The sequence below is a fragment of the uncultured Campylobacter sp. genome (assembly GCF_937949835.1).
In the GTDB taxonomy this organism is placed as follows: domain Bacteria; phylum Campylobacterota; class Campylobacteria; order Campylobacterales; family Campylobacteraceae; genus Campylobacter_B.
Genome location: NZ_CALEDC010000228.1, coordinates 1 through 1,683, shown reverse-complemented (window position 1 = coordinate 1,683; position 1,683 = coordinate 1). Strand labels below are relative to the sequence as shown.

The 1,683-nt window shown below is 52.0% G+C and carries 2 protein-coding genes; both read left to right on the top strand.

All coding sequences use genetic code 11. The features are described from left to right. Window positions 1-368 (top strand): aminotransferase class IV (locus Q0256_RS05220; protein WP_297960762.1); only part of this gene is annotated, 368 nt, incomplete at its 5' end. 8 nt (window positions 369-376) lie between these two features. Then, window positions 377-1,456 (top strand): SPFH domain-containing protein, encoded by a 1,080-nt coding sequence (locus Q0256_RS05215; RefSeq protein ID WP_297960759.1) that lies wholly within the window; start codon window positions 377-379, stop codon window positions 1,454-1,456. Window positions 1,457-1,683 lie beyond the last annotated feature (227 nt).

The window sequence follows — 1,683 nt, the reverse complement described above, 5'->3', positions numbered from 1 at the left end:
TCGATCCGCAGGGCTTCGTCGCAGAGGGGCCGGGCGAGTGCCTATTTATCGTAAAAGATGGGCTCATCATCACTCCGCCGAACGATACCAGCTTAGAGAGCATCACTCAAAACTCGGTCATCGAAATCGCGCGCAGCCTGGGCTACGAAGTCCGCAGAGAGCGCATCGCTCGCGATCAGCTCTATGCTGCTGACGAGGCGTTTTTTACCGGCACCGCCGCGGAGGTCACGCCGATTAGCAATATCGACGGCAGGATCATCGGCAAGGGCGAGATGGGCGAGATTACGAGCCGCTTGCAAAAGGCGTATTTCGCCGTCGTCACGGGCAAAGACCCAAAATTTGAGCACTGGCTCACTTACGTTAAATAAGGACGCGCATGCCTGCGGATTTGAATGATTATTTTAATAAGAAAAATGGTGACAAAAAAGGCGGGAATTTAAATTTTAAAATTCCTAATTTTGGAGGAATGGGCAAGTTTAGCGGCGTGATTTACGCGATAATCGCGATTATCGCACTGCTCGTGATCGCAAAGCCTTTCGTCACGATCCAATCGGGCGAAGTGGGGATCAAGTCAAATTTAGGCAAATACGATCCGACGCCTCTTGGCGCGGGACTTCACTTTTTCGTGCCGTTCATACAGGACGTATTCGTCGTAGATACTCGCACGCGTATCATCAACTACACCAGCAGCGAAGATATGAGCGCGGGTATCGCTACTAAAAGCGGCACCGCTGGCGGTATCATTAGTAAAAACTCGCTTTCGGTGCTAGACTCGCGAAATTTGCCCGTCAGCATCGACATCACCGTGCAATACAGGCTCAATGAAGCCACGGCGCCCAACACGATCGCCGAGTGGGGCTTTTTATGGGAGGATAAGATCATCGATCCGCGCGTAAAGGACGTCGTGCGTAGCGTCATCGGCAACTATGCCGCCGAGGAGCTGCCTACCAAACGCGACGAGATCGCTAAAGCGATCGACGACGGCATCCGCAAAAATATCGAAGCACTGCCGAATTCGCCCGTAGATCTGCTAGCCGTGCAGCTTAGAGAGATCATCCTGCCGGCGAAGGTAAAGGAGCAGATCGAGAGCGTACAGATCGCTAAGCAGGAGGCTGAGCGCACCAAATACGAGGTCGAGCGCGCAAATCAAGAGGCGCTTAAAAAGGCTGCTCTTGCCAAAGGTAACGCAGACGCCGTCAAAATCGAGGCTCAAGGTCGCGCCGATGCCGCCAAGATCGAAGCCGACGCGCAAGCCTACGCCAACAAAGAGATCGCAAAGAGCTTGGATGCAAATCTTTTAAGCCTTAAGCAGATCGAGACGCAGGCTAAATTTAACGAGGCGTTGCGCGAAAACGGCGACGCGAAAATTTTCCTAACGCCGGGCGGCGCGGTGCCTAATATCTGGGTCGATACGAAAGATAAAGCAAAGCAAAGCGCCATCGAGCGGGAAAATTAAAATTTAAGGCGGTTATACGCCCCGATTTCGCGAACGAAATTTAATAGCGAGTTGCTCCAGGCACATAAGCCTAACTCGCGATTTCGCAAGTTAATCTTAGCGGCGAACTCGAAAGCTCGTGACGAGTAGAACTCGCGCTCGTCGCGGCTTAAGCCTAGCGGTCGCTTAAAATTTAGCCGCCAGGTTTACTCTTTAAATTTACAAGGCTCACCGCTTCGTAAATTTTA

What these genes read in the sequence shown, in the direction of transcription:
- Q0256_RS05215 (WP_297960759.1), top strand. Translation starts at nt 377, where the DNA reads ATGCCTGCGGATTTGAATGATTATTTTAATAAGAAAAATGGTGACAAA.